The sequence below is a fragment of the Nostoc sp. TCL26-01 genome, from assembly GCF_013393945.1.
Classification (GTDB): Bacteria; Cyanobacteriota; Cyanobacteriia; order Cyanobacteriales; family Nostocaceae; genus Trichormus.
This window is the reverse complement of sequence record NZ_CP040297.1, coordinates 6345886-6369001: the sequence shown is the minus strand read 5'-3', so window position 1 is coordinate 6369001 and position 23116 is coordinate 6345886. Positions and strand designations below refer to the sequence as shown.

Below are 23116 nucleotides of genomic sequence, written 5' to 3'. Positions count from 1 at the left end.
AAAGTTACCAAACTTATGCAAAATGTGTATTAAAATGCCAATATTGCATTTTTACAGGAGTTGCATTCCATTTCTCTTACTCCCGAACAACTACGTCAAATTTATACTATTGCTAACGGCTATGACAACTTTCAATGTGTAGAATGTAGTCAAGCCATTAAAGACTACTTAATTTCTGAAAGCATCTCTGGCAAGATAATTAATTTATATACAGGAGCCTCCACAGGAGCAAACAGCTTTATTTATGATGAAACATTTCCTGAAGAAGCCATCTCTACTAATGGTCGTCATCAAGGTATTTCCGTTATTATTAATGGGATAGAAACAGTTTTTGATAATCATCATCCAGCAGGCATTTCTAGAGATGAATGGATGGCAAATCTCTTGTCTCAGGGCTTAGTGCATTTTGGTCAGCAATTTCAAATTGCAGAAATTGAGTTTTAAGGATATTGAGAGATATGTTAGACGTAAAAAATGAATATCTTTATCATTTATTGGCAAGAATTAAGCAAAGACCAGGAATGTATATAGGACAATGTTCTATTACTAGATTAAATATGTTATTAATTGGCTATAGTCAAGCGAGAATGGAATTAGGATTACCGCGTACAAAACAAGAAGAAAACTTTGATAAATTTCAAGAATGGATACAGAATAAATATAATAGTACTGTCACTCAAGGATGGGATAGTATTATTCTTTTAAATTCTACTGATGAAAAAGACGCTTTATATAAATTTTTCCATCTGTTTGAGCAATTCCTTCATCAACAAGAAAGCACTGCAAGTTTAGAATTAACAATTTAAGAAGAATTCAGGAGTCAGAATACCCTACGGAAAGCAAGCTACAGGAGTCAGAATTAATTAGTGGGTGATTCAGACCCACAACACTCTCTCTGTGCCTTTGTGGTGAGATAGATTATCTCTACCACAGAGACACTAAGACACAGGGAATTTTTTTATAACACGTATAAATACGTGCTAACACATTTTTTCCCAATCAACGTCTAAATATTTGTGAATTTTTATACTTTTCATGAAGTTTAGCAATAAATTATACATATTAAATTAAACTTAAAGACAAATGTTAGTAAAAAATCCCGAAAAAAACCGGCGCATATTTAGAGACACAAGTCTCGCTATGTTTACCAAAACTGAGATATTACCAAAAAAAGCGAATCTGTTGATTGTTGATGACTATCTTGATAACCTCCGTAGTCTTTCTAGTATTCTGAGCCAGAATGGTTATAAAGTTCGTAAAGCCATCAGTGGTCAAATGGCATTACAGACAATTCAATCAGAAATACCGGACTTAATTCTGTTGGATGTGAATATGCCGGATATGGATGGCTATGCCGTCTGTGCAGCACTCAAAGCATCTCCCCGAACTTGTCAAATTCCCATCATCTTCTTGAGTGCGTTGGATGATGTGACAGATAAAGTCAGAGCCTTTGCAGTTGGCGGTGCAGACTACATCACTAAACCCTTTCAAGCCGATGAAGTACTAACACGGATCAATTATCAACTCCAAATTCAACGGCAACAACAGCAAATCGCCGAACATAATCAGAAATTACAACAGGAGATTCAGCAAAGAATACAAGCTGAAACAGAAACTCAACTATTATTAACAACAATTCATGCAGTACATCAAGCAGCAGATTTTAATGACGCTCTAGAAGTTCTGTTGTGTAAAATACGTCAGGCTATTGGCTGGGACTATGGTGAAGCCTGGGTGTTAGAGCCAAATCGGACAAATATGAAATTGAGTCAAACTAGTTACAACAAGTTTGATTTATTACTAAAACAATTCCATCAAGCCAGTACCAATTTAACCATCACTCATCATGTAGGATTACCAGGTTTAGTTTGGGCAGTTCGACAACCAAAGTGGATTGAGGATGTTTCTCTATTACCCATACCCACATTTCTCCGGAGTCAAGCAGCAGCAAATGCCGAGTTAAAAGCAGGTTTTAGTATACCAATTATACTAAAAAAACATCTCATTGCTGTGTTGGTATTCTTTAAGCGATCGCCACAACCTTATGATGCCAAAATTATCCAATTAGTTCAAGCCATTGCGCTAGAACTAGCTGAATTTATGCAACGGCAAAAGGTGCAAGAAGCTTTAATTATGGCCAATAAAGAATTAAAACGTTTAACAATCCTCGATGGCTTAACCCAAATAGCTAACCGTCGTCACTTTAACGAAACACTCACTAAAGAGTGGCAAAGACATCAACGTAGACAATCTCCAATCTCATTAATTCTGTGTGACATCGATCACTTTAAACAGTACAACGACTATTATGGTCATTTAGCAGGGGATAGCTGTCTCAAACAAGTTGCCCAAACAATTGCCAATAGTTGTAAACGTTCAGCAGATTTAGCAGCCCGTTATGGAGGCGAAGAGTTTACCATCATCTTACCAAATACCGATTTAGCAGGGGCAATTTGTTTAGCACAGCTGATTCAACAAGCGATCGCCCACCTTGCCATTCGCCACGAAAAATCAGCTACCCATCAATTTATCACCTTGAGCATGGGTATTTCCAGTCTCATTCCCCAAGTAAAATTTTCCCCAGAATATCTAATTTCCACCGCAGATCAAGCACTCTACACCGCCAAAGCCCAAGGACGAAATACCTATCGAGTCGCTCAGTAGTGAGGGAGTGAGGGAGTGAGGGAGTGCTGAGTGCTGAGTTTTGACTAATGACTATTGACTATTGACTATTGACCATTGACTAATGACTATTGACTATTGACCAATGACCAATGACTTACCCCAAACCCAATTAATTCAACAGTGCTTGACGATATCGTTAGACACTGCTGTGGAAGTTGCGGTGCGAGTGATGAGTCAGGGGAAAACTAGTTGTGTTGTGGTGTTAGAACAGCAAAAGTTGGTGGGGATTTTTACACAATGGGATTTAGTGAGAGCGATCGCTTCTGGAGTAGACTTAAAAACTGCGAGACTTGCCGATGTCATTACTCAACCAGTGATCACAATTCAGCAATCAGCGTTAGGTACTTTATTAGAGACTTTGGATTTATTGCAGCGTCACAGCATTAGTCATCTGCCGATTTTGGATGCACAGAACCAAATCATCGGTGTGATTACACCAGAAAGTGTCTCAGCTAGCTTGCAACAAGTAATGAGACAATCTGAACAACTGATAGAACGTTGGCAATTAGCGATCGCTGGTAGTAATGATGGTATTTGGGATCATAACCTAGAAACTGATGATCTCTTCTTCTCTCCCCGTTGCATGGAAATACTAGGATATAATGTCACAGAAGTGGCAACTGCCGCAGAATGGCAGCAACGTATTCATCCTGATGATGCACCTAGAGTTTACCATAGTATCCAGCAATGCCATAGTGGAGAAACTAGCAAATACTGTGTCGAGCATCGGATGCAATGCCGAGATGGTAGCTATAAATGGGTATCGGTCAGAGGAAAAACCCTCTTAAATCAGCAAGGAAAACCGATTCGTATAGCTGGCTCAATCACCGATATTAACGAATATAAACAACAACAAGAAGCATTACAAAACAGTGAAGAAAGATTACAGCTAGCCCTAGAAGCTTCCGGTGATGGTTTGTGGGATTGGAATGTTGTCACAGGTGAAGTTTACTACAGTCCACGATACTGGGAAATGCTGGGGTACACCAAAGATGAATTCCCCCAAGATTTGCGTCACTGGGAAAGACTGATACATCCAGAAGATAAGAATTGGGTAAAGCAACTCTTACAAGCACATTTGCAAGACAACACCATCGGTTATTCCTTTGACTATCGAATGCTCACCAACTCAGGGGAATGGCGATGGATAGCTGACTACGGCAAAGTCGTGATGAGAGATAAAAACGGCAAAGCGTTGCGCATGGCTGGAACCCACCAAGATATTCATGAGCGCAAACTCTCGGAAGCAGCCCTGAGACAGAGTGAATCGACACTGCGGAGTTTCTTCAATAGTGGCTCAATGCTCATGGGTATTGTAGAACTCTGCAACAACGATATTTTACATCTAAGAGATAATCAAGCCGCAGCCAAATTTTTTGGCACCACTCCTCAAGCTATGCAGAATCGCTTTGCCAGTGAAATGGGAGTACCCAGAATAATTATTGAACAATGGATCAATTATTATCAAGCAGCCTACGCAGTTCAAGCCCCTGTACGCTTTGAATATACCCACAATACAGCCACAGAACAACGATGGCTGGCAGCTAGTGTTTGTCCTGTTGGTGTCAGTTCTAGTGGCAATTTCAGGTTTTCTTATATTGTAGAAGATGTTACCCATCGCAAACTCGCTGAATTGGCATCACAACAAGCCAAGGAAGCAGCAGAAGTTGCCAATCAAGCCAAAAGCATTTTTTTAGCCAACATGAGCCATGAGTTACGCACACCTCTGAATGTGATTTTGGGTTTTGCTCAAGTCATGAGCCGTGACTCCTCATTGACACCAGAACTGCGAGAGAGTTTGAGTATCATTCATCGTAGTGGAGATCATTTGCTGGGGTTAATTAATGACATCCTGGATTTGTCAAAAATCGAAGCTGGACGACTCTCTTTAGATGAAAGTGGTTTTGACTTGCCAGGGTTACTCAAGTCTTTGCATAATATGTTTAGCCAAAGAGCTGAAGCCAAAGCCTTGGAGTTGCACTTAGATTTAGCAAAAAATTTGCCTCAGTTCATCATCACCGATCCCAATAAACTGCGGCAAGTCTTAATCAATCTCCTCAACAATGCCATCAAATTCACGAAAAGAGGTAGTGTCACTCTGCATGTACGAGGGGAAGTTCCACAAGCTTATCAAAACAACCCAGCAGAAACTCACCCATTTTACACCTTACACTTTGCCGTTGAAGACACCGGCATTGGTATTTCCCCCCATGACTTGCAGACTATCTTTGATGCTTTTGTGCAAGCACGGGCTGGCAAAACATCATCAGAAGGTACAGGATTAGGATTGACAATTACTAAAAAATTTGTGCAGCTGATGGGAGGGACAATTACAGCCACTAGTATTTCTGGGATGGGGAGTACGTTCTGGGTAAAACTGCCTGTGCGCTTGGCTAGAACTAACGATATTCCCTCCTCTGTGGTTCAATGTCAGGTGATAGGATTAGCTCCAGATCAGCCACCTTACCGTATTTTGGTCGTAGATGATCAAGCCGAAAATCGTTTACTGCTCTTTAAGTTATTGACAATTGTCGGACTAGAAGTCAAGGAAGCAGACACAGGAGAAGCAGCCATTCAACTTTGGCAAGAATGGCATCCACATTTAATTTTTATGGATATCCGAATGCCAGGGATGGATGGTTATGAAGCAGTACAACAGATTCGTTCTCACCCCGATGGGCAAACAGTAATTATTATCGCACTGACAGCTCAAGCCTCACGAGGCGATCGCACTCTCGCCCTCTCATCTGGATGTAATGACTTTATTACTAAACCCTTCCGAGAACAAGAGTTATTTTCCCAAATGGAAACATATTTAGGACTACGCTATATCTTTGCCGATAGCGAATCCTCAACCACCACCAATTCCCATCCCGAAGAACTAACCCTCAACAGCCTATTAGTCATGCCTCTCACTTGGATTCAACAGTTACATCAAGCCGCACTCCACTGTGATGATGATGCCGTCATCCATCTCATTCAACAAATCCCCCCACAGCACACATCTCTCATCGCCGCCTTAAATCATCTCGCTCACAATTATCAATTTCAGATCATCGTCCAGCATTGTCAGGAGTTTGGGGAATGAGTCAATAGTCAATAGTCAATAGTCAATGGTCATTGGTCATTGGTCATAACTCAGCACCCCCTGCCTCCCCTGCTTGCCTAAGTTCATCCCCTATTCTGCAACGCCTGATTTCTCAACCACTCACTCACCCCTTCCGCCAAAGTTTTCGCTAACTTCTTTTGTTCTTGGGAATTTGTCACCCACTCGAATTCATCAGGATTACTCATAAAACCCAACTCCAACAGTACTGAAGGTGCAGATGCTGGACGTGTGAGTGCAAGGTTATTCCAGAATACTCCGTAGGATGGTCTACCGAGTTTTCTCACGAGATAATTTTGCATGAACACAGCCAAACTATGCGCTTGGGGATGATACCAAAATGTCCCAACTCCTTTGGTATTTTCCGCATCGCCATCGTCAGGTAAAGAATTGTAATGAATAGAGAGAGCGATCGCAGGTAATTCTTGATTGATAATTGCTTGACGCTCTGGCAGAGAAACATCTTTGTCAGTTTCTCTTGTCATCACCACATTTGCCCCTAATTTGACCAAATCATCGCGCAGTAACTTAGATACAGCCAAATTTACATCTTTTTCTAGATATCCTGTGGGGCCAGATGCACCAGATTCTTTGCCACCATGACCGGGATCGAGTACAATCTTGATACCAGAAAGAGGCTTGAGTCTGCTTTGTCTGATATTAGGCGCGTGACGCAAAGCCAAGACCAGGGTTGTACCGTCGTATCTCAGCTTGTATCCCCACTGTTGAGCTTTTTTGAGGTTAAAGGTGTATTGTACCTGTCCATTTGCCATCTGCTGCCAATCTAGGCGAGAAATTAAGGGGTCATCATCCAGGCGAATAATGTCTGTTTGGGCAGTGGTGTTGTAGAGTGTGAGGGTTAAAGAGTTATTACCTTGCTGGACACTCACAGGCACAGGAGTTTGTAGGGGGAAAACTATCTCCGTGACTCCTGGAAGTTGACGATACCCGACACTGCGAATTATCGTGCGTGGCGGCACAGCTTTTGGAAGCGTGCGAGTTTCCTGTCTATTAATCCAGCCACCATAGTCTAAACGTAGCCATTCTCCCTCTATTCCCGTGACTGTAGCTCGTGTTCCCTTGGGTAGTGGTGTCAGGCGAGAATAATCGGTACTGGGGCCAGTTCTGGCAACACCGGCATCTGCTATTACCTCAGCTACTGGTAATTGGTCAGGTGAGAGGATGTGAATTTTGCCAGTCCCCGGTTGAGTTATCGTCTTACCATTCAGTGTCAGTTGAAACTGGGGTTTTCCCAAATCTACCTCTTCAGTTGCATCTGGGACAACAGCACCAGTGATGATGTCGTTCCCATAGAGGAGAGAGCCAGGTTGTAACAATATAGTGCAACCACTATACTTGCCCACGTTAGACTGGTTAGAGGGTTGATTACGTCCGGTGAGAGCTGCCAAATTACTTGGTAGTTGCGCTGGTTGGGATTGGGGGAGCAGTGCCACAGTTTGATTACCTATTTTGACAGAGACACTGGCGTTTGGTGGTGCAACTGCGCTAAAACAAATGAGTTCCCCTGGTAGTCTGGTAATATCGGCGGATGGAGTGAGGGAACCTTGAGCAAAAGCTAACCCCTGGGGTATTTCTGGCTGATTACTCAGCCTTGTCACCTTAATCTGAAGCACTTGATTTTGATGACGGATCTGAAAGCTATTCTCTCCTAACTGTAAAGGAAAACTTGGAGCAAAATGACCAGAGCGACTGCGGGTAATTGGCTTGCCATTAATGACAACTTGTGCATTTGGTGGTGCTGTACCAAGAAAAAAGATTTGTTCCGCACTAGTCTGGTGGTTTGTTTGGGGATAAACAACTTTCAGAGAAGGCGTTGGTTCGGCCAATGCTACAGAGGAGGTGAGAAAGCAGCTTAATATAACTGGGATGAGAGATTTTTTCACAGCAGATCACAAAAAAATTCACGAAAAATTAACTATGTGATACCAATCAACGAAAATTCTCGATACAACAGTTCCAAATTCTGAAACTCCTTGTAAAATCTAGATTTCTGAATTTTGAATTTTCAATTGGTACGACTGTGGCACAATTACGGGATGTCTTTTGGAAGGTATTTTTAGCAGTTGATAGAAATTCAAACTACTATGACTAAGTTTATCTTTGTAACTGGAGGTGTAGTTTCCAGTATTGGCAAAGGCATTGTAGCAGCAAGTCTAGGCCGTTTACTCAAATCACGGAATTATTCGGTGTCGATTTTAAAACTCGACCCTTATATTAATGTTGATCCAGGTACAATGAGTCCTTTTCAGCACGGTGAAGTCTTTGTTACTCAAGATGGTGCAGAAACAGATTTGGACTTGGGACATTACGAACGCTTTACCGATACTTTGATGTCACGACTCAATAGTGTTACCACTGGTTTGATTTATCAGTCGGTCATTATGAGAGAACGTCGTGGCGACTACAATGGTGGTACAGTCCAGGTGATCCCCCACATCACCAACGAAATTAAAGACCGGATTTTGTCAGTAGCGAGGGCGACAAACCCCTCTGTGGTGATTACAGAAATTGGGGGGACAGTAGGCGATATTGAATCACTACCGTTTTTAGAAGCCATTCGCCAGTTACGCAAAGAGGTAGGACGGCAAAATGTGCTGTATATGCACGTTACCTTGTTACCTTATATTGCTTCGGCTGGGGAGATGAAAACTAAACCGACACAACATTCAGTCAAGGAACTGAGATCAATCGGCATTCAACCAGATATTTTAGTCTGTCGGAGCGATCGCCCGATCCCTGTAGGACTAAAGCAAAAATTGTCAGAATTTTGCGATGTGCCGGTGGAATGTGTGATTACTGCCCAGGATGCTAGAAGTATCTACGAAGTACCCTTAATACTGGAACGGGAAGGACTAGCAGAACAAGCCCTAGATTTGTTGCAAATGGAACAACGCCAACCAAATCTAGCTAAATGGCAATCGATGGTGGAAGGTCTATATAGTCCCCAGCATACTGTAGAAATTGCCATTGTTGGTAAATATGTCAGGCTAAGTGATGCCTATTTGTCAGTCGTAGAGGCATTACGCCATGCCGCAATTGCTACACACGGAGATTTACGCCTGCGGTGGGTAAACTCCGAAGATTTAGAAAACCAACCGCCAGAAACCTATTTAGCGGGTGTAGACGGCATACTCGTACCTGGTGGTTTTGGCACTCGTGGAGTCGATGGCAAAATTTCTGCCATTAAATATGCCCGCGATCGCCAAATTCCCTTCTTAGGTTTATGCTTGGGAATGCAGTGTTCTGTAATTGAATGGGCCAGAAATGTCGGTGGATTAATCGGCGCAAACAGTGCTGAATTTGACCCAGCCACCAACTACCCAGTTATTAACTTGTTACCTGAACAGCAAGATGTCGTAGATTTGGGCGGAACCATGCGTTTAGGTGTGTATCCTTGCCAAATTCTCCCCAATACTCTAGCGTTCCAACTTTATCAAACAGAAGTAATTCAAGAACGCCATCGCCATCGTTATGAATTTAACAACACCTACCGTCAACTGTTGTTAGATTCTGGCTACGTCATTAGTGGTACATCTCCTGATGGGCGCTTAGTGGAAATTGTCGAATATCCACAACACCCATTCTTTATATCTTGCCAATTTCACCCAGAGTTTCAATCTCGTCCTGGCACTCCCCACCCTTTATTTAAAGGGTTTATGCAGGCTGCCATCAACCGTACTCATCCCACTGCTAGTTTACAAACACCAGTCGAAGTGTCTTAAATCATTCAAAATTAAAAATTCAATGTTAATTTTGAATGAACAAACAGCAACATTAACTTAAGCCGTCAGCAGATTTCATCACATACAGGGTTAGCATCGTTCATGAATTTCGGAGTTGAGAGGATGTTGTGGCGTACTGGGTGAAAATTTTTTATGAGAGGAAAGAGTATGTAATTAATTTTGACCGTGTAAATGCTTTTTGTTACGAAAAGAACGGCAGAGTCACCTTCTGGTTACCCGACAGCGCCATTCCCATTGTAATTAATCCCCAAAGTAACCTCGAAGACTATCACAAAGTTCTCCACTATCTAGAACAAGTGATTGGGTTAGAAGTAGAAAATGCCCATTGGGTAAAAATCATTTACGAAAGAAATGAATATGTCATCAACCTCCATTGCATCAGTTCCTTTTGCCAAGAAGCCAATGGAAGAATAACCTTTTGGCTACCCGATGGTACTATCCCCATCATTATTAACCCTGTGAGTAACCCCGACTCCTACGAAAAAGTCTTGGAATACGTACAGAAGACCACAGGGTATTATTTTTCTTAGTCATTAGTCATTAGTCATTAGTCATTAGTCAATAGTCATGAATTACGAATTACGAATTACGTCTGATGTGAATTACAAATATCAACGCAATATCGAGGATTTCGCGCTTGGTAGAGACGTTGCATTGCAACGTCTCTACACGAGAATGCGTGGTTTCAACGTCTAATACACATTAGGCGTGAATTACGAATTACGAATTAATTGCCATGCTAATTTTGCTGCACCTGTTATTCCCGCCGAGTTGCCTAGTTGTGCTGGGAGAATTTGTAAGCCTGCACGAGATGTGGGCATAACTCGCTGGGCAATTTCGGCTTTGAGTGTAGGTAAGAAAAATTCACAGCTTGCACTAACACCACCACCGATAACGATCGCCTCTGGTGTTAAAATGTAAATTATACTAGCCAAACCTATACCTAAATCTCTGCCATACTCTCGCCAAAATGCTAAAGCTTCCTCATCACCAGCTTCAGCTAATGCACCTAATTCGGCAGGTTCTTTCCCAGTCCGGCGACGAATGGCTTTAATAGAAGTGTATTGTTCCAGGGAGCCTTGATTCCCACTTTTGCACATGAAACCATCAGGTTTGAGAGTAATTAATCCCAACTCTCCCGCCGCACCTTGATGTCCGACAAATAATTTACCATTGAGAATAATCGCTCCACCAACCCCAGTGCCTAAAGTCAGCAGGATAAAATTTTGTAACCCTCGTCCAGCGCCTAACCAAGCTTCCCCGACACCTGCACAATTAGCATCATTATCAATCACTGTCGGCTTACCAGTTTTGGCTTCTAACCAATCAGCTAGAGGTATATTTATCCATCCTGGTAAATTAATCGCAATTTGAGCAATACGTCCTGTAGCATCAGCAGGGCCAGGAGTACCCACACCTATAGCTATAGTTTGATTATCTGGGTCAATTTGGGCGATCGCCTCCACCATTACCATAAAAACCGCTTCTGGTGTTGGTGGTTGAGGAGTCACCACAGTTAAAGACTGTAAACAAACCCCATTTTCATTAAATCGTCCCAGCTTAATCGCTGTTCCCCCCACATCAATACCTATTACTTCAGCTTTCCCCACAATCCCACACCCAAAATCTGATCAGCGCTCTTTGAGTATTGTCTTATTAAGAGCGATCGCCTATCAAGCGGCTTGAAGGCACTAAGTACAAATCCTTCGCGCTCCTGTGCGTTTACAATTATTAAATCTATACCTCACTTACTTAGGAATTCCTACATAACTCATTGTTTCATCAGAACGCACCGATGCCATCCGTAAACTAGTCGCTGGATAAGAATTAACCCGTGATTGTTCCCAACTCATGACTGGCGCACCCCGCAAAATCCCAGCCAAAGCCACAGAAAGCATAAACCCACCAGCCGCCGCCGCAATTAAAGAAATGTGATCTTTCATGCTGATTTTTCTCAATTAATAAATAAATATCTAGACGTTGCATGCAACGTCTCTACTATTTTCGGTTTCCATTTTCTCCTCGTAATCGAGGATTGACAAACTCATTTAACCCTTCACCAAGTAGTGATAACCCTACCACCATGAATGTCATTGCTAAACCGGGGAAAAGTGTCGTCCACCAAATCCCAGTGGGTAATGCTTCCAAAGCTTGTTTTAAATCATGTCCCCATTCGGCAACTTCTTCTGGTAATCCTAATCCCAAAAATCCTAACCCGCCAAGTACTAAAATTGCATCAGCAGCATTGAGGGTGAACAGTACAGGTACACTTTGAATGACATTGAAAAATAGATACCGAGATAACACCACCCAAGTCGAAGCACCCATTGCTTGCGCCGCTTCGATGAATACCTCTGTTTTGACGCTGACTGTATGGTTACGCACCACCCGATAGTATTGGGGAATATATGCAATACTAATAGCGATCGCTGCATTTAATATCCCTCGCCCTACCACAAATGCCAATGTCACCGAAAGTAACAACCCTGGTAAGGTGTAAATACTATCCATGAGAAACAGCAAAGCCTTATCTAACCTACCGCCGAGATAGCCACTCACCATCCCCAACGGCACACCAACAATCATACTCAACGCCGTGGCTAAAATCACCACTTGCAACGCCGCTTGCGCGCCAAACACCGTACGGGAAAATACATCATGTCCCAAACGACTCGTCCCAAACCAATGTTTAGCTGATGGTGGTTCTTGCGGAACGTTAGCCAGGAAATCTTTAGGGTTTTGCAGCCATCCCCAAGATTGTAAGACTGGAGCAAAGAATGCGAGAAAAATAAAAAAGACGGTAATAGCCAACCCAACCAGCATCAGCCGTTGGGAAAGACTAGGATTTTGCCAAAAACGTGCCAATTTAGGCCACTGACGTTTAGTAATGGTCATGAGCGATCGCCTGGATCAAGCAAGATACGCTGACCATTTTACATATGATAGAGGGGATTGACGAATCACAATTCAAAATGCAAAATTTTTCATATGCCAGCAAGAGATATTTATCACGATGCTGTTAAGAATGCCCTAATTCAAGCAGGCTGGCTCATTACAGATGACCCCTTACATTTAAAATGGGGTCAAAAAGATATGTATGTAGATTTAGGAGCAAAACAACTCTTAGCCGCAGAACAAGGCACTAAAAAGATAGCTGTAGAAATTAAAAGTTTTGTCAGTCCTTCGGAAATAGCAGACCTTAAAGATGCTATTGGTGGATTTATTTTATATCGTGCTGTTATCTATCGTTTGGAACCAGAAAGAACACTATATTTAGGTGTGCGTGACAGCGTATTTAAAACTTTGTTTGAAGAACCAATTGGTAGACTGTTAATAGAAAGTGAAAATCTCAAGTTACTCGTTTTTAATCCAGAAACTGAGAGGATTGTTCAATGGATACCTTAGATGATTATCAACGTATTATCGAACAAGTGTTACTACCATACACTGAAATCCCTTATTCCTATGCAGCCATTGAATGTAAACCAGTATTTGATAGCGAAAATAATAGCTATTTGTTGCTCACATTAGGCTGGGATGGAGTTAAAAGAATTCACGGTTGCCTAGTGCATCTTGACATTATTGATGATAAAATTTGGGTGCAACGAGATGATACAGAAGATGGTGTAACCTACGAATTAGTAGCAGCTGGTATTCCCAAAGATAAAATTGTTCTAGGATTTCACCCATTAAATGTTAGACAGCACACGGGATATGCTATTGCATAAGTTTTCTGTATCTTCAAAAGATTAAAAGTTATACCAATTTAAAAACAGAATTCAACAAATAAACCATTTGTAGAGATGCAATAAATCGCGTCTTCATCTAAGAGGATGTTTTAAAAGTTTTGGGCGAATATAATTCGCTACTACACAAACCAAGTCTGCCTGCGCGAACTAACGCAAAATTAAGGATTTCAAACCCACGAAGGTGGGTTTTGCCTGTGTAGCCGCGATTTCTAATCGCCGGATCTGGTGTTAATTTAGACTTTTCAAACAACCTCTAAGGATATGTGGCTCAGAGCGAAGATTAACTAATAAAACACGTAAATCCACTAATTGCCAGACAATACTAGTAAATTAACAGAGGAATTATGAACGCTTACAAAAAATACATCACTATTAAAGATCCAAAACAATTAATATTATCAGATTTGCCTTTTCAGCCGGGACAACGAGTAGAGATAATTATTGTGCCAGAGGACAATCTTAAAGAAGAAATAAATAAAAAAATAGAAATTTTATTTGATAAAACCCAGTCACTACCAGGAGTACAGGATATTACAGAAGAAGAAATAACAGCCGAAATAGAAGCTTACAGACGCGGAGAATGAAAGTTGTTATTGACACAAATGTTTTAGTATCTATTTCACAGATTAATTTGTGAAGATGGGGAGTGAGTAATTTGATAATATTACTTACTCCCCGCTTCCCTAAAGACTACTTTCAATCAACTGGCGATATTCGCTCTTTTGTTTGACACCTTTAACTTCTTTCAACAGTTCCTTGTCTTTGAAAAACTGGACTGTGGGTGTCCCGGTTACGCCAGCATTTTCGGCAATATCTCGGTCTTTATCGATGTCAATCTCGATAAAGTGAATTCTACTATCAAATTCATCGACTACTTTATTAAGTATGGGTTTGAGGGTATGACAAGGGCCACAACCAGGGGCGGTGTATTTGACAATGATCAGGCGATCGCTTTCATGGAATAATTTCCGTAGAGCATAACCTCCCTCATGGCGGGTTGCCTGCAAGTTAAATTCTGCATCTTGTTCTGCTTCCGTCTTTTGAGCCACAGGTTGAGTTTCTAGCTCATTATTAATAGTCGGTTGCTGATGGAATTCTTGAATTAAACCATTAGCCGACAACCACCGTTCTGACAACAACGCCGCCGCACAGCCACTACCCGCAGCTGTAATTGCTTGGCGATATTCATGGTCTTGTACGTCTCCGGCGGCAAACACACCATCTACACTAGTTTCAGGCGAACCAGGTTTAGTCACCACATAACCCACTTCATCCAGTTCTAGCTGTCCTTGAAATAAGGCTGTATTAGGTTTGTGACCAATAGCGTAAAATAAACCCTTGGCTGTCAGTTTGCTTTCTTCTCCAGTTTTGTTGTTACGCACTATTATCCCTTCCATGTGACCATCACCGTATATGTCTACGGTTTCTGTATTCCAATGGACTTGGATTTTGGAATTGCTCAAAACCCTGTCTTGCATGGCTTTAGAAGCGCGCATCTTCTCAGAACGCACTAACAAATTCACTTTTGAGCCGTACTTAGTCAGATAAATCGATTCTTCCGCCGCCGAGTCACCAGCACCAATTACCGCTAATTCTGCACCGTGAAAAATCGGCGTTGCACCATCACAAATTGCACAAGCCGAAATCCCCCGACTCCAGAATTGCTGTTCACTCGGTAAACCCAAGCGCTTGGCTGTCGCGCCAGTGGCAATAATAATACTGTGTGCTTTGACTTCCCTTTCTTCCGAACGGATAGTAAAAGGACGCTGACTTAAATCTACAGAAATCACATCCTCAGTATATAACTCAGCCCCCCAGCGCTCCGCCTGCGCTTTCATCTTATCCATTAATTCCGGCCCCGTAATACCTTGGGGAAACCCCGGAAAGTTCTCGACTTCTGTTGTTGTCATGAGTTGCCCCCCAGGTAAACCCCCGGCTTGGAAACCTTCAAATACAATAGGTTTCAGGTTTGCTCTTGCTGCATAAATAGCTGCTGTATACCCTGCCGGCCCAGAACCGATAATGACTAAGTTTTCTACAGTCGGGTTAGACATATACTTATACAAACTCATAACGACTACGTTTAATATAGCATAACATTCAGAAAATTTGGTATGGCGTGGAAGTAAGTATTAGTAGGTTGGGGAGCCACTGCGTTGCGCGGGTTCCCCGCGTTGTAGCAAGTGGCGTTGGAGGCTTTGCGTAACCCAACGTATATCTTGGTGTTGCGTGAAGCTACCGCTACACTCAACCGACAATTTTTTCGCAAGATTTTAGCCTTACCATGCCACCACAAATACTTAATTTTATTCAAAAATCAAATCGAATTCCCACATAGCATTTCCTAATCTGCTGAGGAAACCTCTGCGTACCTCTGTCTTGAAAAGTTTCCTACGGCGGGAAACCCGCCTACAGAACTTTTCGCTGCGCTTTCCTCCGCGTCCCTCTGCGTTGAGAAACATTACTTCTGTACCTCACTTACCTGGGAATATATCTAATCCCAAAAACAAAGCTTGGATTGTATTCATAAACCATTAGTTTTCTAATGATTTCTCGAATTCGATAAAAATTCATCAGCCACACAAAAGAATGTAAATAAAATCTCAGTTTATATTGATTAATAATTTCCGGCATCTCCCATAAACTATCAAACATCATAAAATCCCAATCCCTCATCATTTTGATCACAATTTCATTAGCACTAATTGTATATATATTTTTCTTCCTACTCACAGCATCCTTGCATGATTCCTCAAACAATAATTTGCCAATACCTCTACCGCGAAACTCCTCAAATACAATTAATGCCGCAATTTTCTGCCAATCTTCTTGAAAATCATAATTTAAACAAGCACCCACCAGTTTACCGTCTTCATCTTCAGCCACCATAATATTTTCTGCCTTGAGCCATTCTCTTAAGGAATAACCCATAATATTAGGTGTTAGCTTAATCTGACTCACCAATAATTCTGCTTCAGCTTTGGTAACTTTTCTTCGAGAAACTTTGTACATAAATTCAATCATCATAAAGATTAAGCTTTCCATATCAGTTGACCAATATGAAAAACAACTAGTATACAGATTATCCGAAAGAAAAAATTGGATATTAAAACTTTCGTTAAGAGATTGAAAGTACTATATTGATGCTCAATCATCTCAAAATTAAAATTTAAATTAAATAAAATACCGATAGTTGCTTCTAAGTTTTTCTGATATGCTACTAAACCCCAGAGAATCAATGTAATGACGGGAGTAAGAAATCCAAAGAGACAAAATAATTGCGTCCAAATATAGGCACTAATTGACAATGTACTTCTACTTAATGTGGCATCAAAATAAATTAGAATCAAAATGCCCAATAATAAATCTGTTGGACGTTTAATCTTTTCTAAAAAATCCCAATATATTTGTTTAAACTGTTGATTAATTTCATTTTCATGAAAAATAGAAGCAATAAAAGATGTATTTGTGATTTGCACCAAATAGGTTTGATATTTTTCGATTTTCACCCTGAGTTTATGACAATCTTCTATAACTACGTGTATGCTGAAGCCAGATAAAGGAATACCGATAATAATAAAGTTAATAAAAGCATAAGGAAAATACCATATATAGGGTAGTAAATATTGATGAAAATATTCATTAGCAGTTACTTGACGATTTCCCAATAGTTGATGTGGCCCGTACCACAAGTGGTGAAATAGTAAAAGTAGAAAAAATATAAATCCTAGATAGAAAGTTATTTTACGTCTTAAATGAAACTTTTTATCTTGCAGGAATTGCATAGTATCTTCACTAAATTCGGAACAAATCACATATACTTCTAAGGTTAATAAAAAGCAAACACGTATACATTCTAGTAGAGCGCCGATACCACTTTCATTATATGCCTGATTCCAAGGTTCACTCTCAACAACTATATACGAACCACCTAATGATATTAAACTGATGACAACTAAGATAATGGCTATGGGTACTAATACACCATAACTTAAAAAATTGGGAGTTTTTAATTCCGAATTTACATCTAACACTTGTGATAATGATGCTAAATTTCTCTCAACCCAATTTTGATTAAAGACATTTTCATATATTTTATTACAAACTTTAATCTTTCCCTGGTGTTTTACGACTAACCCTGATAATCGTAATGCGAGTTGTTCAGCATCATTGCTAGCATCAATCGAGCAGTTTTGCAAGATTTGTTGATAAACTTTTAACCGCTTATTAGCTTGCTTTTGATCTATCAGCAGACGATTTTTAATTGTCCTCAAATGCTCTGGTTCATCATAAAACTCCCAATTTTCAATAATATGTTCCTGCACTAGTATATCGATATTCGGAGTTCTACTGTCTGTCTTTTCTACAATTAGTTTGCACAACTTTTGTGTGAGGAATGGTTGTCCACTAGTCCAAGACAATATCTGCTGAATAACTACTTCTGGAAAATCCACTTTTTCGACTAGTCCTTGAGTTAGCGCTGGATGAACTTCCTCTAACTTAAATCCAGTTAACTCAATTGCTCTACCAATATTAAACGGTATTCCTTGTTGATCTTTTAAATCTGATGGTGTGACTACTCCCAATAAACAAAATGTTACTCGCTTATATATTTGCTTATCAGCACGTTGGTTGTAGCAAGCACGAATAAATTCTAAAAATTCATCTTTGGTTTCTCTGTTGATTAAGTTATCAATTTCATCAATAAAAATGACAATACTTTCTGATAGTTGTGTTAGCAATACTTTTTCAATGAATTGACTCAATCGCTGTAAAGGTGGCAAAATTCTTTGTTGTTCCCACCAAGAATAAAAAACAGATATATTGTCTAAAAAACCAGACCACAATTCAAACGTGATACCTGCATAAAAACTTTCTGCAGAGGCATCAGAACTACCTATGGTTGTCATATCAATTGAGGTGCATCTTATTCCTTCGCTTTCTAACTTGTTTCTAATTTGGACTCGCAAGCTAGATTTTCCCATTTGTCGGGAATTAAAGACACAACAAAAATCTCCATTTTTTAAGCCTTGATACAAGTCTTCATCAGCTTGTCGCTTGACATAGCTGGGATGTTCGGAAGATAAACTACCTCCAACTTTGTAATAGGTGAAATTTGACTTAACTGATATGTGATAATTCATAAATTCAGAGTCTTATCATATTAATTTAGTCGTTTTTGAAAATACTGTCTGTACAACTCGCAGCGTGGCATGACTTGATTGCTTTGCCACTTAATTAATCCCATACTATATAACTGATAGCCTAATATTGAATCTAGTTGCACTGCTTCAATAGTGTTAATAACTTGTTTGAATGCTGCGGCTAGTTTGGGGTTTTCTCTGAGTATTCCCAAGTGACGACGCAAATGTTGAGTGTAAATTCCACTGTCGGTGGGTGCGTCTTGTAATAGTTGTGTTAAATCTCCCCATCTTCCTGAAGTAGGTTGAGCAAGATGATAAAGAGTTAATCGCACCAAATATGGATGTCCCCCCACCATAGCCATGAGTTGCTGTACTAAATCATTGTTCTCATCTAGTTGATGGCGTTGTACTAAATCCTCAACTTGGATAGGGGTAAACTCAGTTAATTCTATCGGTTCTCCAACGTTAAAAGGTGAATGGTTGATATCTAACAGTCCATAATTTTCTGTGCAATGTACTACTACCAGTCGTAATTGTTGCCAAATATGCCGATTATTGGCTTCTTCGTGACAACTCCGCAGCAGTCCAAAAAAACCTTGAGAAACTTCAGCATAACTAAAAACCCGATCTACTTCATCACAAGCTATGACTAAAGGAGTTTTTAGTTGTGGAAATATGTAGTCTTGCAAGTATGTTTTGCAGCTAATTTTACTACCTATTGGTTGTTTCCAAAAATCCTGAAGGCGATCTGGAATACCTAACTCCAAACTAATACAGGCACAAAACCAGCGCAAGAAATTATCTAAGTTACTAAATTTTACTTCATCTACATCTTGTAAGTTTAAACGTACTGTGCGATAACCACAGTTCTGTGTATGAGCAAGAATTCTGTCGAGGAGGGAAGTCTTACCCATTTGTCTAGGTGCTTTGATGCGGATGAGTGCAGCAGGTTGGGCGATCGCTTCATAGCACAAAGCCTCTATAGTATAACGGACAGATGTTGTGGAATAGCGCTCTACATAAAAGGGAGAATTTAGCGGTACTGGGTGATGAGGAAGTTCTAGCCTATTCACTGATGGGATGCTTTGTCGTGCTTTGCGCTTTTCTCTTTCTCGTTTTAGTGCTTGACGAAAGTTATTCTTACTAACAGATTCCCCTATGATATCAGTCAGCTTTCTCCATAATTTCGCACCCACATCATTTTGAATATATGTATTAGTTAAATTTAATTCTGTGGCAATATCATCATATTTTTTCCCTTCCCAACTACCTTTGAGAACCTTCACTTCTAAATCAGTGAGATACTTTTTAGTAGCTTGAAATAAAATTGCATCAACAAACTCTTTCATCTCCTCCCAAGAAATTTCTGCTTCGGAGTGCATAGGTGATATCGACATAATAAATATTGATGATGTGGATTTTACCGCAAATCAGCAAGTATTCCAGCCACAGACTTAAAAACTTAATTTTCCTTGAGTAGAGATATAGCGATCGCTTATACCAATTTCCTTTAAATGTGAACAGTAGAGACGTTGCGATGCAACGTCTCTACATAATTTATGTGTATCATGATTAACGTGAAATGGTATTAACGGAATAAAAGCAATTAGGATTATACCTCTACACCTTACTTTTTCCTACTTTTTCTCGTTTTCACCTGAAAAAATCCATATTCACTTCAGCATATTCCCTAGTTTTTCGTGTTGGGGTTTCCCATCAACCCAGAGATAATAACAACATCAAATCTGGGGATATTAAAAAATAACCTGCCAAAGCGGAGAAACTTTCCTCGCTTCTTCTTGGTTTAGCCATCAATTAATGTAAATGGAGAAACGAGCTATGATATCTGCATTATCAATTTTTCAACACAGCACTAATGGTGGAGACGAAGATGAAGATGAAGAGGATGATCCAACTGTTCCACCCAGTTAATCACCATTTAATATAGATTAGCTGAACCACAACGTCATCCCATATAAAACATATCTTGCACTATGCGACTAGAAGTCGCAGCTACACAGGCAAAACCTGCCTACGCAGGTTAAAAAAGGCTAAACATCAAATCTGATATGGGTTGGGTTGAGGAACGTAGGCGTAAGCATTCAAGGGAAAGCAACCCAACATTTTTAGAACTTTGTTGGGTTAAACCTTACTACAGTTTTTTCAACTTTATCATGAACACATTAGCTCACCGACTTCTTTCAGAAGTCGGTGAGCTGGCCATTGGGAAAATTTAGACTATTAATAGTTCTAATAGCATTCAGTTTCCATACTTCTAATTCTGGTAACTGCCAACGCACTCTTTTTAGTTGCTGATCATGAGAGTAAGATTCCAGAAAATTCTGCCATGATAATATGGCTCCTGGTTTATCTCTCTGCGCTTCTTGGACTTGTGCTAATAAAGCATATGCAGGAGCGTAATCAATTTCTAATTCCAGAGATATGAGTAAATTTTGTTTTGCTTGTGGGTAAAGATTTTTCTGAAAATATGCCCAACCCAAATTCTTATACAATGCAGCTTTCACAGTATTATCTTTCACTCTTGATAAAATTGACTCAATCAATTCTATAGCCGCAGCATTATTGCCTTGCATAATCTCCAATCGAGCTAAATTATTAGTTGCCGCATCACCCGCCCGATTTTGATATTGCATAGCAATTTTATAATGCTCACAAGCCTCAGTCCAATTATCTAACTTTTCATAAGTCGCTCCTAAATTATAGTGAGCCGAACCAAAATCAGGTTTCAACTCAACCGCAATTTTTAGATAAGACAAAGCTGTATTAAAATCACTATTCAGATAGTATTCATATCCAATTTTATTAAAGGCTTTAGGCATTTGTCTCTTCTCCTGCTCATTGAAATTAAACCGTAGTATAAATTTGCTAAATTCCTCATTTATCGGTTGATGCGTTGACAGCAATTGCAAGATAAATTCCGTCACATTAACATCATCAGCCTCTTCCGATTCAGTTACCTGATGCGTCATTTGAGGTTGATGCTCACTCAACAACTCAGGTTTGTGTTTAGCAACCAGTGTCACAAGTTCTGAGCGTTTGTAGCGCCGACTATCAGAATGTTCACTATTCAGTCCAAATTCCTGACATATCCTCTCAATAAATTTTCTGACACTAGCCTCACCGATACTCATAGCTGCGGCGATGTCTGCATCCGTCTCACCAGCCAGTATCCGTTGCAATACTTCCTTGCGCCTGCTTGTCAGTTTCTCAAATATTACCTCGAATTGTTGTTGATTCATCTTTTGTAGTTAGGGAATTCACACGATACTCACGAATGTGACTATGTTAATAGAAGTTAACGCTATTCATCCTCTGTAAATTGGGGGTTATAAATTGTACTTGATTATTGTCAGCTTGAGTAAGTAAGGCTTTTAGCCTTTGATTCTGTAAATTAGCTCAAGACAGATACTTTAGAGTTGTTTTACTTTAATTAAGTGTATTTATACGTAATTGTACTTGTTTGTACTTGTATTACATCTTTTAATTTGGGATTGACAGCCACAAGGTATTTTGTCACACTTGTGATTATAAATTTTGTGTCACAAATACAATATTAATTATTATAACCTGACAGAAAATTTAGAACATAGGCTTTTCTCTAATCATAGAGAGGTAAATTATGAAATCTCAAATCTTCTCAATTAGCTCTACTGTAGTAATAATTTTAGGTGCAGTCATTAGTAGCCTTTCAATGACATCTCCTGCTAAAGCAGATGTATGGTGTTGGCCATGGGAAACTGGTTGCACAGCAGATGGTAGACCTGGAACATCCGGTAACGATATTCTTGGTAATGTAAGGGATGGTTTCATTATTAGAGTTATTAATGCTACTGACACAACAATATTTGTAGATGTGGTTGCTTATGTTGACGATCCGGGAACAAGTGCTTGTTCTGAGCTTAAAACTAATAAATTATTGATAGAACAGCATAAACAATCAATAAGTTTAGACGGTTTGTTATTAGCCAGATGTGGCAGTAGGGGCTTGAATAAATTCGGTACGTGGACTTTTTCTCCTGGCGAAAATGCTTTAATTCTTAATGGCTCAGATAAAATTACAGGTCGTTATGCTACTTTTAAAGCTCGCTCACAAGACGGGAGGGTTTGGGAAAAAAAAGTTGATATGGGTGGTACGATTGGTAATTTTACTTTCACTTTTAGGTAGAGGAAAATAAGTGGAGCTTTTTTATGCAATTGTTTATGCTTAATTATAGACATTCACTTTCATTAAATTAGGTAAAGATGCGTTGATAACCGATCTCAATCATCAGCCTTTACTCATAGTATTGCTCTTAGTAATTAGCAAGTATTTATTTGGATGATCGCTTTTTTGGAACAAGGAAAAGATATAGCAGTTAGAAATCATTCGTAAAGAAGTTGGGGTTCTGAACACCGTGAATTCATAGAGGTGATTCGCGACTGCTATATATGTGCGATCGCCTTCAGAAAAGACATCAAAATATGTGCGATCACTCTTAGCAATAAGCCAGCATTTGTTTGGGCGATCGCCTTCAGAAAAGACATCAAAATATGTGCGATCGCTCTTAGCAATAAGCAAGGATTTGTTTGGGCGATCGCTCTCAATCATCAGCCTTTGATTATGCGATCGCTCTCATGAATAAGCAAGGATTTGTTTGGGGTAACGCT

The 23116-nt window shown here is 40.0% G+C and carries 22 protein-coding genes; 12 read left to right on the top strand and 10 right to left on the bottom strand.

Features of this window, described 5'->3' with window-relative positions; all coding sequences use genetic code 11:
- Window positions 1–60 precede the first annotated feature (60 nt).
- From FD725_RS27510 to FD725_RS27495, 4 genes are all read left to right on the top strand, one after another.
- Window positions 61–444 carry a papain fold toxin domain-containing protein gene (locus FD725_RS27510; protein WP_179051056.1) on the top strand — a complete coding sequence of 128 codons (384 nt, stop codon included), beginning with the start codon at window positions 61–63 and terminating at the stop codon, window positions 442–444.
- A 14-nt stretch (window positions 445–458) separates the two neighbouring features.
- Window positions 459–806: a hypothetical protein gene (locus tag FD725_RS27505; RefSeq protein ID WP_179051055.1), complete on the top strand. Its 348-nt coding sequence runs from the start codon at window positions 459–461 to the stop codon at window positions 804–806.
- A gap of 334 nt (window positions 807–1140) precedes the next feature.
- Entirely contained in the window at window positions 1141–2664 is a 1524-nt protein-coding gene (locus FD725_RS27500) for a diguanylate cyclase domain-containing protein (RefSeq protein ID WP_256871790.1), read from the top strand.
- A gap of 103 nt (window positions 2665–2767) precedes the next feature.
- A complete protein-coding gene (locus tag FD725_RS27495; RefSeq protein WP_179051053.1) occupies window positions 2768–5773 on the top strand; it encodes a PAS domain-containing protein in 3006 nt (1001 codons plus the stop codon).
- An 83-nt stretch (window positions 5774–5856) separates the two neighbouring features.
- On the opposite strand, the gene FD725_RS27490 is transcribed toward FD725_RS27495, so the two are convergent.
- Entirely contained in the window at window positions 5857–7695 is a 1839-nt protein-coding gene (locus FD725_RS27490; RefSeq protein ID WP_179051052.1) for an N-acetylmuramoyl-L-alanine amidase, read from the bottom strand.
- Between the two features lie 201 nt (window positions 7696–7896).
- On the opposite strand from FD725_RS27490, the gene FD725_RS27485 reads away from it, so the two are divergent.
- The 3 genes from FD725_RS27485 (at window position 7897) to FD725_RS32755 (ending at window position 10251) form a co-directional block, all read left to right on the top strand.
- Window positions 7897–9534: a CTP synthase gene (locus FD725_RS27485; protein WP_179051051.1), complete on the top strand. Its 1638-nt coding sequence runs from the start codon at window positions 7897–7899 to the stop codon at window positions 9532–9534.
- Window positions 9535–9662: 128 nt separating this feature from the next.
- Window positions 9663–10085: a hypothetical protein gene (locus tag FD725_RS27480; RefSeq protein WP_179051050.1), complete on the top strand. Its 423-nt coding sequence runs from the start codon at window positions 9663–9665 to the stop codon at window positions 10083–10085.
- Window positions 10086–10122: 37 nt separating this feature from the next.
- Entirely contained in the window at window positions 10123–10251 is a 129-nt protein-coding gene (locus FD725_RS32755) for a hypothetical protein (RefSeq protein ID WP_256871787.1), read from the top strand.
- Window positions 10252–10268: 17 nt separating this feature from the next.
- Here the strand turns inward: FD725_RS32755 and FD725_RS27475 are convergent, their stop codons facing one another.
- The 3 genes from FD725_RS27475 to FD725_RS27465 all read right to left on the bottom strand — a co-directional run bounded on the left by FD725_RS27475 (window position 10269) and on the right by FD725_RS27465 (window position 12450).
- A complete protein-coding gene (locus FD725_RS27475; protein WP_179051049.1) occupies window positions 10269–11165 on the bottom strand; it encodes an ROK family protein in 897 nt (298 codons plus the stop codon).
- Between the two features lie 138 nt (window positions 11166–11303).
- Window positions 11304–11498 (bottom strand): hypothetical protein, encoded by a 195-nt coding sequence (locus FD725_RS27470; protein ID WP_179051048.1) that lies wholly within the window; start codon window positions 11496–11498, stop codon window positions 11304–11306.
- A gap of 55 nt (window positions 11499–11553) precedes the next feature.
- Entirely contained in the window at window positions 11554–12450 is an 897-nt protein-coding gene (locus FD725_RS27465) for an ABC transporter permease (RefSeq protein ID WP_179051047.1), read from the bottom strand.
- 93 nt (window positions 12451–12543) lie between these two features.
- Here FD725_RS27465 and FD725_RS27460 point away from each other — a divergent pair, with 93 nt between their 5' ends.
- The 3 genes from FD725_RS27460 to FD725_RS27450 all read left to right on the top strand — a co-directional run bounded on the left by FD725_RS27460 (window position 12544) and on the right by FD725_RS27450 (window position 13888).
- Entirely contained in the window at window positions 12544–12960 is a 417-nt protein-coding gene (locus FD725_RS27460) for a XisH family protein (RefSeq protein WP_179051046.1), read from the top strand.
- A complete protein-coding gene (locus tag FD725_RS27455) occupies window positions 12948–13283 on the top strand; it encodes a XisI protein (protein ID WP_179051045.1) in 336 nt (111 codons plus the stop codon). The genes FD725_RS27460 and FD725_RS27455 overlap by 13 nt, the downstream gene beginning before the upstream one ends.
- Window positions 13284–13648: 365 nt before the next feature.
- Complete coding sequence (locus FD725_RS27450; RefSeq protein WP_179051044.1) at window positions 13649–13888, top strand: hypothetical protein; 240 nt, start codon at window positions 13649–13651, stop codon at window positions 13886–13888.
- 99 nt (window positions 13889–13987) lie between these two features.
- On the opposite strand, the gene trxB is transcribed toward FD725_RS27450, so the two are convergent.
- The 6 genes from trxB to FD725_RS27420 all read right to left on the bottom strand — a co-directional run bounded on the left by trxB (window position 13988) and on the right by FD725_RS27420 (window position 21708).
- Window positions 13988–15358 (bottom strand): thioredoxin-disulfide reductase, encoded by a 1371-nt coding sequence (gene trxB, locus FD725_RS27445; RefSeq protein WP_179051043.1) that lies wholly within the window; start codon window positions 15356–15358, stop codon window positions 13988–13990.
- A gap of 29 nt (window positions 15359–15387) precedes the next feature.
- Complete coding sequence (locus tag FD725_RS27440) at window positions 15388–15618, bottom strand: hypothetical protein (RefSeq protein WP_179051042.1); 231 nt, start codon at window positions 15616–15618, stop codon at window positions 15388–15390.
- A 164-nt stretch (window positions 15619–15782) separates the two neighbouring features.
- Complete coding sequence (locus FD725_RS27435; RefSeq protein WP_256871785.1) at window positions 15783–16349, bottom strand: GNAT family N-acetyltransferase; 567 nt, start codon at window positions 16347–16349, stop codon at window positions 15783–15785.
- Window positions 16337–18448 (bottom strand): AAA-like domain-containing protein, encoded by a 2112-nt coding sequence (locus tag FD725_RS27430; RefSeq protein ID WP_179051041.1) that lies wholly within the window; start codon window positions 18446–18448, stop codon window positions 16337–16339. Before FD725_RS27430 ends, FD725_RS27435 begins: the two co-directional genes overlap by 13 nt.
- 20 nt (window positions 18449–18468) lie before the next feature.
- Window positions 18469–19845, bottom strand: coding sequence for an AAA-like domain-containing protein (locus FD725_RS27425; protein WP_256871784.1), 1377 nt, complete (start codon window positions 19843–19845; stop codon window positions 18469–18471).
- Between the two features lie 804 nt (window positions 19846–20649).
- On the bottom strand, window positions 20650–21708 hold the full coding sequence (locus FD725_RS27420) for a tetratricopeptide repeat protein (RefSeq protein ID WP_179051040.1): 1059 nt from the start codon (window positions 21706–21708) through the stop codon (window positions 20650–20652).
- A 380-nt stretch (window positions 21709–22088) separates the two neighbouring features.
- Here FD725_RS27420 and FD725_RS27415 point away from each other — a divergent pair, with 380 nt between their 5' ends.
- Both FD725_RS27415 and FD725_RS27410 read left to right on the top strand, forming a co-directional pair.
- A complete protein-coding gene (locus FD725_RS27415; RefSeq protein ID WP_179051039.1) occupies window positions 22089–22634 on the top strand; it encodes a hypothetical protein in 546 nt (181 codons plus the stop codon).
- A 243-nt stretch (window positions 22635–22877) separates the two neighbouring features.
- Window positions 22878–23087 (top strand): hypothetical protein, encoded by a 210-nt coding sequence (locus FD725_RS27410; protein ID WP_179051038.1) that lies wholly within the window; start codon window positions 22878–22880, stop codon window positions 23085–23087.
- Window positions 23088–23116: the final 29 nt, after the last annotated feature.